The organism is Amycolatopsis sp. NPDC024027 (assembly GCF_040638975.1).
Classification (GTDB): Bacteria; Actinomycetota; Actinomycetes; order Mycobacteriales; family Pseudonocardiaceae; genus Amycolatopsis.
Window position 1 is genome coordinate 61,539 of sequence record NZ_JBEZYY010000017.1, and the last position, 6,576, is coordinate 68,114.

General features: G+C 73.2%; 8 protein-coding genes. 4 read left to right on the forward strand and 4 right to left on the reverse strand.

Annotated features, from left to right (window positions below):
• Nucleotides 1-4 precede the first annotated feature (4 nt).
• The 3 genes from AB0F52_RS34145 to AB0F52_RS34155 all read right to left on the reverse strand — a co-directional run bounded on the left by AB0F52_RS34145 (nucleotide 5) and on the right by AB0F52_RS34155 (nucleotide 2,676).
• Entirely contained in the window at nucleotides 5-133 is a 129-nt protein-coding gene (locus AB0F52_RS34145) for a hypothetical protein (protein WP_360179992.1), read from the reverse strand.
• A 111-nt stretch (nucleotides 134-244) separates the two neighbouring features.
• Nucleotides 245-1,519: a DUF58 domain-containing protein gene (locus AB0F52_RS34150; protein ID WP_360179994.1), complete on the reverse strand. Its 1,275-nt coding sequence runs from the start codon at nucleotides 1,517-1,519 to the stop codon at nucleotides 245-247.
• An 89-nt stretch (nucleotides 1,520-1,608) separates the two neighbouring features.
• Nucleotides 1,609-2,676, reverse strand: a complete 1,068-nt coding sequence (locus tag AB0F52_RS34155) for a MoxR family ATPase (RefSeq protein WP_360179996.1) — start codon at nucleotides 2,674-2,676, stop codon at nucleotides 1,609-1,611.
• 317 nt (nucleotides 2,677-2,993) lie between these two features.
• Between AB0F52_RS34155 and AB0F52_RS34160 the strand changes: the two genes are divergently transcribed.
• From AB0F52_RS34160 to AB0F52_RS34175, 4 genes are all read left to right on the forward strand, one after another.
• Nucleotides 2,994-3,344 carry a hypothetical protein gene (locus AB0F52_RS34160; RefSeq protein ID WP_103335164.1) on the forward strand — a complete coding sequence of 117 codons (351 nt, stop codon included), beginning with the start codon at nucleotides 2,994-2,996 and terminating at the stop codon, nucleotides 3,342-3,344.
• Nucleotides 3,345-3,435: 91 nt separating this feature from the next.
• Nucleotides 3,436-3,975, forward strand: a complete 540-nt coding sequence (locus tag AB0F52_RS34165; protein WP_360179999.1) for a DUF3558 domain-containing protein — start codon at nucleotides 3,436-3,438, stop codon at nucleotides 3,973-3,975.
• 14 nt (nucleotides 3,976-3,989) lie between these two features.
• Nucleotides 3,990-4,547 (forward strand): PPE domain-containing protein, encoded by a 558-nt coding sequence (locus AB0F52_RS34170; protein WP_360180001.1) that lies wholly within the window; start codon nucleotides 3,990-3,992, stop codon nucleotides 4,545-4,547.
• A complete protein-coding gene (locus AB0F52_RS34175; protein WP_360180003.1) occupies nucleotides 4,544-5,275 on the forward strand; it encodes an ESX secretion-associated protein EspG in 732 nt (243 codons plus the stop codon). The genes AB0F52_RS34170 and AB0F52_RS34175 overlap by 4 nt, the downstream gene beginning before the upstream one ends.
• Nucleotides 5,276-5,385: 110 nt before the next feature.
• Here the strand turns inward: AB0F52_RS34175 and AB0F52_RS34180 are convergent, their stop codons facing one another.
• Entirely contained in the window at nucleotides 5,386-6,351 is a 966-nt protein-coding gene (locus AB0F52_RS34180) for a hypothetical protein (RefSeq protein ID WP_360180005.1), read from the reverse strand.
• Nucleotides 6,352-6,576: the final 225 nt, after the last annotated feature.

Here is a 6,576-nt window from a genome sequence, read left to right on the forward strand (position 1 = left end):
GTGCTCATCGCGATTCCTCGATCGAGGTGCTGCGGCGGGATGCGGTGCGCTTCGGCGTGTTTGTGCTCATCGCAGCTCCCCAGCCGAGGTGCTGCGGCGGGTTGCGGTAGCGCCGCGGGGCGGTGGTGCTCATCGCAGCTCCCCAGCCGAGGTGCTGCGGTCGGTTGCGGGGGCGCTGTGGTGCTCATCGCGGCCCCGATCAGCAAGCTGCGGTGGGTCGCGGTGCGCTGTGGTGCGGTGCGGTTCATCGCAGCCCGCCGATCAGCGTGCCGCGGCGGGCTCCGCTGCGGCACAGCTCGGCCCACACCTGCGGCATCGGCGACCCAGGCCCCGCCACGATCACGCCCCAGCCGGCCGCGCGCAGCAGCGCCGCCGAGTCCTCCGTCGCCGCGGCCCTCTGCTCGGGCGCCGAAACCCCCGCCGACCACGTCGGCGTGTCCAGCAGGACCGCCAGGCTTCTGATGCCGCGGGGGCGGTACTGGGTCAGCTCGTGCACCGCCTCCGTGCTCACCGTGCCGAGCACCGCGATCAGCTCCTGGCCCTCGGCCGGGTCGCCGGCCAGCGTGATGTCGCGCTGGTGGGCCGGCTGCAGGGCCGCCAGCGCGTCGAGCACGACGTGGTCGTAGTGGTCGCCGCCGTCGCCCGGGATGTCCGCCAGCGTGACGCCGTGCTCGCTCACCAGCCGGACGCGGTGGCCGGACCGGCGCAGGTGCAGGGCCGCCGACGCCGCGAACGCCACCGCCCACTCCAGGCTCGCCGCCGGGCCGGCGCCGTGGTGCGCGGCCGCGCGGTGGTCCAGCAGCACCGTCGTGCCGCCGCGCCAGGGACGTTCCTCGACGCGGACCATGATCTCGTCGCGGCGGGCCGTCGAGCGCCAGTGCACCTTCCGCAGGTCGTCGCCCTGGCGGTACTGCCGGACGATCACGTCGGCCTCACCCTGCCCGGCGTGCAGCCGGACCGTGCCGTCGTCGCCGACGCCGATGCCCGCGCCGCTCGGCAGGCCCCACAGCGGGACCACGCGGGGCACGACGACCAGCCGGGAGTGCCCGATCAGCTCGCGCTCGAACTCGCACAGCCCGAACGGGTCGGTGATCGTCGCGCGCAGCGGCCCGACCTGCTGGATCCCGCGCAGCACCGGCTGCAGCGGGTAGCGCAGCGCGACGCGCCTGTCGTGCGGGAGCCGTTCGACGACGAACCGCGGCCGCGAACCCAGCGCGTACGGCACGCCGTCCTCGAGGAGGATCTCGCCGGCGGGCAGCCGCCCGCTGCGCCACAGCTCCAGCTGCACCTCGCCGTTGCCGCCGACGGCGACCCGTTGCGGGCGCAGCGTGCGGGTGGCGCCGATGCGCAGCCGCGTCGCCGAGATGAACACGGCGACCAGCAGCGGCAGCGCCACCACGAACACCGCGACCCGCAGCAGGTCGCGTTCGTTGAGCACGAACGAGCACACCGCGGCGGCGATCCCCGCGGCCAGGAGGCAACGGCCGCGGGTGGTCAGGCCGGACAGGGCACGCAGCATGCCGTTCTCTTCCCCTTCGGCGGCAGAACAGTCTTTCGGGGGTTCGGGTGGCGGACCCCCGACCTGGGGCGAAGCCCCAGGTGTCACCGCTAGGGCCGGGTGCCCTGCGGCACCGGCACCCGGTGCAGCACCGCGCGCACGACGTCGGTCGCCGACCGGCGGGCCGCGTGGGCCTCCGTGGTCAGCATCAGGCGGTGCGCGAGGACCGGGACCGCCACCGTGTGCAGGTCGTCCGGCACGACGTAGTCGCGGCCCGACAGCGCGGCCTGCGCCCGCGCCGCGCGGACGAGGTGCAGCGTGGCCCGCGGGGACGCGCCGAGCCGGACCTCCGGGACTCCCCGGGTGGCCGCGACGACGTCGACGGCGTACCGGCGGACCTCGGGGGCCATGTGCACGCTGCGGACCGTCTCGATCAGCCGGTGCACGGTCTCGCCGTCGGACACCGGCTGCAGGTCCTCGATCGGGTTGTGCCCGGCGTGCTCGTCGACCATGGCGAGCTCGGCCTGCTGGTCGGGGTAGCCGATGGAAACCCGCGCGGTGAAGCGGTCGCGCTGGGCTTCGGGCAGCGCGTACGTGCCTTCCATCTCGATCGGGTTCTGCGTCGCGATCACCATGAACGGCTCTTCGAGCCGGTAGGTCGTGGTGTCGACGGTGACCTGGTGCTCTTCCATGCACTCCAGCAGCGCCGACTGCGTCTTCGGCGAGGCGCGGTTGATCTCGTCGCCCACCACGATGTTCGCGAACACCGGGCCGGGGCGGAAGTCGAACTCGCCGGACTGGCGGTTGTAGATGGAGACGCCGGTGACGTCGCTCGGCAGCAGGTCGGGGGTGAACTGGATGCGGCTGACCGTGCAGTCGATCGACCGGGCGAGCGCCTTGGCCAGCGACGTCTTCCCGACGCCGGGCACGTCCTCGACCAGGAGGTGGCCTTCGGCGAGCAGGGTGACCAGCGCGATCCGGATGACGTCGGGCTTGCCGACCAGCACGCGTTCCACGTTGGCGGCGATCCGCCGCGCGGTGTCGTGCAGTTCGTCCAGCGGCACTCTGCCGGCGTGGCCGGGGGCCCGCCCGTTGCCCGAGGGCTCCGCCGGGTAAGGCGGCCGCCCGGATGCCTGCTCGCCCGATCCGGGCGCGGCAGACTGGATTCTCGACGTCACTCGACCTCCTGGTGGCGCATGGCCGCGCGCAGTGTGCGCACCGCCGGGCCGAACGGCCCCCTCGCTGCTGTCCGCGCGCAGCGACCAGCCTTCCACCCAGTGTGTCAAACCCGGGCGAACCGGGGGGCGGAACCCCGCGAAGGCCGGAGGAACACCTCCGGCCTCTCGGGCTGGGACAGTGCCGATGACACTGCGCAAGCAGGCACGATACCCCGAACGGGTGGGTATTCACCCGATTCTGGGTGCTCCCGCTGACACCCTGCTCTGTCGTATGCTGCGGTTCGAGGTCGCCCGGCTACGGAGAGGCGTAACCGCTTATGAGCGAGCTGCGAACCCAGCCGCCCTTCGACGTCCGCGGCTTCGCGGTCGCGCCCGAGCTGGCCACGGACGCCTACGCGAAGCTCGGCCGGCTGCAGGACGTCGTCGGCGAGATGGTCCGCGAAGCCAAGGTGCTCGGCCGGAGCGTGCCGCTGGGCGGCGGGTACGCCGGCGAGATCGGCGAGTTCATGGCCGAGTACGGGATCGGCGGCCAGGGCTCGGCGGTGCAGCAGCTGACCGCGTTCGGCAAGGAGCTGGAGACGCTCAAGCGGCGGATCGGCGAGGCGCTGGCGAAGTACCAGCACGCGGACGAGCAGGCGGCCGAAGGGGTGGACTGCACCGGTGGGTGAGCTGGTGCGTGCCGAGCGGGCGGAGGCGCGAGGCCCCGGGGTGGCGGGCGCGCCGGGGGAGCCGGCTGGTGTCTGGGGCCGCGGGCGAGGCGTGCGCAGTTTTGTCCTTGCCGCCGCTCTCCTTCTTCTCCTCACCGCGTGCGGGCAGCAGACCGCCCCACCGGCCGCCATCGGGCACACCTTCGCGGTGGCCTCCGCGACCGCCGTCCCTGCGCCGTCCGCTTCGCCGATCGGCCTCGCCGCACTCGACCCCTGCGCCTTGCTCTCCCCGCAGGACCGGTCGGCCGCCGGCGTCACCGTGCTCGGGAAGCCCAAGGCCATCGCCGGGGCCCGGGCGTGTGACTGGACCGTGCCTGCCACCTTCGGCGTCACCGTCACTTTCGACGAGCAACACGGCCTGGCCGACCTCGACGTCGCCAAGAAGAACGCCACGAAGACGACGGTCGGCCACCACCCCGGGCTGAAGGTCGCCGACAAGAAGGCCGCCGACGGCACCTGCGCCGTGCTGCTCGGCGTGGGCGACCGCGCCAGCGTGCAGATCGACGTCAGCAACACCGGCTTCTCGGACACCCCGCTCGCGTGCCGCCGCGCGGGCACGGTGGCCGGGCTCGTCGAACCCAAGCTGCCCTGACCTGGAGGTGCGCCGTGCCCGAACCCCCCGTCGCCACCGCGCGGTACGAGGCCTACAGCCACGAGGCGATGGCCGTGGAGGTCGTGCGCGGCAACGACCCGGTCGCCGCGGGCGAAGTCGGGGCGCGCTGGGACGGGCTCGCCAAGCGGCTGCAGGAGTCCACCGCCGACGTCGCCGCGCTCGTCGCCTCCTCGGAGGAGCACTGGCGTGGCCAGGCCGGGGACGCGGCGCGCGCGGCGCTGGGCCGGGCCGCGCAGTGGCTTTCGCACTCCGCCGCCGTCTCGGCGTCGGTCGGCCAGGCGGTCGGTGCGCAGGCCGAGGTGGCCGCGCGGGCCCGGGCCGACATGCCGCCGCCGGTGACCTACGACCCGGCGTCGATGATCCGCGACGCGGCGTCCAGCGGGAACGTGCTGGTGCTGGCCGGGCTGGCCGGGGAGATGGCCGCCCGCCGGGCCGAGGCGGAAGCCGCGCGGCAGAAGGCCATCGACGTCCTCCGGACGCGGGACACCGCGCTGCGCGGCCACGCGCCCGCCGAGACGTTCCCCGCCCCGCCGGCGCTGGGGCGGGCTTGATCCGGGTTTCGGCGTCGGCGTTCGACATCCTCTGGACCGACCTCGGCCACGACCGCCCGCCGGAGCCGCTGAGCGTCCGCAGCGTCGGCGTGACCGACGCCGAACGGGCCGAGGTGCGGAAGGCCGTCTACGCCAACCTCGCCGAGCGCGGTCTCCACGACGGGTCCCGGCTCGAGCCGGTCCTGGCCGCGCGCCTGAACCTGTTAGCGGACGCGGACGTGTTCGTCGCGTGCGAGGCGTTGGCGGACATGACGGCGGCGACGCCGTTCCGCGCGGTGACCGCGGCCCGCGGCCGCCGCGGCGTCCTGGCGACCCAGCCGGAGCAGACGATCGGCCTGGACTCGATCCGCGACGGCGAGCTCGGCACGGCGATCGTCGACGTCCTGCCGGAGCTGTCGGCGGGTCCCGGCTACGGCATCAGCCTCCCGGCGTCGACACTCTCGGGTGCCTCGGACGCGGGTTCGGGGCCGGCGGCGGCGCAGCTCGAGGAGGTCCGGGCGATCCAGGCGCGGCCGGTGTACGCGGCGGGACAGTTCAGCGTGAGCCGCCGCTCGGGGCCGGGCCGGGTGACGCGGGTCGGCGGCTTGACGTGGTTCGACACCGACGTCGGCGCTTATTGCGCGACGAAGACCCCGGGCCGGGGTGGGCAGGAGTGGGTGACGGTCAGCCCGGTCGACAGCACCCGCCTCGCGGCCCGCGTCACGGCTCTGCTCACCCCGGAAGCCTGACCCCGGCCCCAACGTCGCGGATGTGTAAATAGGGGGCTCCCGCGGGCCCAAAGACTCAATGGCGAACGGCCGCGAATGACTCATTCGGGACCTCCGAGGTCCCGAATGAGTCATTCGCGACGTCCGGCGAGGACTACTGGCGGACGCGGACGGTTCGCCGCCGCGCGGTACGCCAGCACGAGCTCGCCGGCGACGGCTCGCGGTTCGCTGCGCAAGCGGCTGGGCACTGTCTGCACGACCGCGACTCCTGCGGCGGCATACCGGTTGTTGCGTTCGAGCGTTGCCGCGTAGCCCGGTTGCCCGAAGTGGAATTCGTAGGAGTCGATCTCCCAAGCCAACGCGACCTCGTCGCACCAGGCGTCCGGGGTGGCGATGTACCGGCCACGCTCGTCGCAGACCTGGAAGTTCCAGACCGGATCCGGCAAGCCGGTGCGCCGCCAGACGGCCATGGCCTCGGCCTCGGCGGGCGACCGGGCGCCTCTGCCGATCTCCCGGAGCACATCGCGGGGTAGAGCGCTACCTCGGTCGCTTCCTTTCTCCAGCTCCGTGGACAAATCTGCCGGGTCGGTCTTCAGCTGCTGCACCACTTCGGCGAGCAACGCCCTGATCGGCGCGCGTTCGGTCAGCCGCCGGCACTCGTCCAGTACCGCCTGGACCACGGGTGCCAAGGGCAGCTTGTCGACCTCGATCGGCGTGGGCATCCGCGTGGTCCGCTCGACGAGAACGTAGCCACTGCTGGTGGTCTTGAGGTGGGCCGGGAGCAAGAGGTGGACCGGTTCGCCCGGCCGGGCGGCACGCTTCAGGCCCTGGCGACGGCACGACTCCAGGCCGGTGACGACGGCTTCGCCGCCGCCGTAGAGCAAGGCACCTTCGAGCAGTTGCCGTCGAGTCGGCGTTCCCGTGCGAAGCAGGACGACACCAGGGAGGAGCCGTTGCCACGGATGGCCGGGGCGGCATCGCCGATAGCTGGTCCGCGACGGGACGCCCAGTTCTTCCAGCTGCGCCACCGTGATGACGCCGCGTCGGCTGGCGGTGAAGAGCTCCTCGGCGTGTCCGGCCCACGATCTTCTGGTCACGGATCGATCGTCCGTCAGGCGACGAAGCAGAACCATGGGTTTACGTAATCTGTGGACTACTAACGGTCACCGGAAGGGGCCTGTGGACAACTCTGGGCGCCGCAAAGGTCGCGAATGACTCATTCGGGACGTCGGCGGGGCCCAAAGAATGAATAGGGACCGTCGGGGGGCAAACGGGTTCCCCCACAAGACCCCCCCACCCGCCCCACCGGGCCCCCCACGAGC

Coding starts and splice junctions, on each gene's coding strand:
- AB0F52_RS34145 (WP_360179992.1), bottom strand. CDS start 133: ATGAGCACCACCGCCCCGCGGCGCTACCGCAACCCGCCGCAGCACCTC.
- AB0F52_RS34150 (WP_360179994.1), bottom strand. CDS start 1,519: ATGCTGCGTGCCCTGTCCGGCCTGACCACCCGCGGCCGTTGCCTCCTG.
- AB0F52_RS34160 (WP_103335164.1), top strand. CDS start 2,994: ATGAGCGAGCTGCGAACCCAGCCGCCCTTCGACGTCCGCGGCTTCGCG.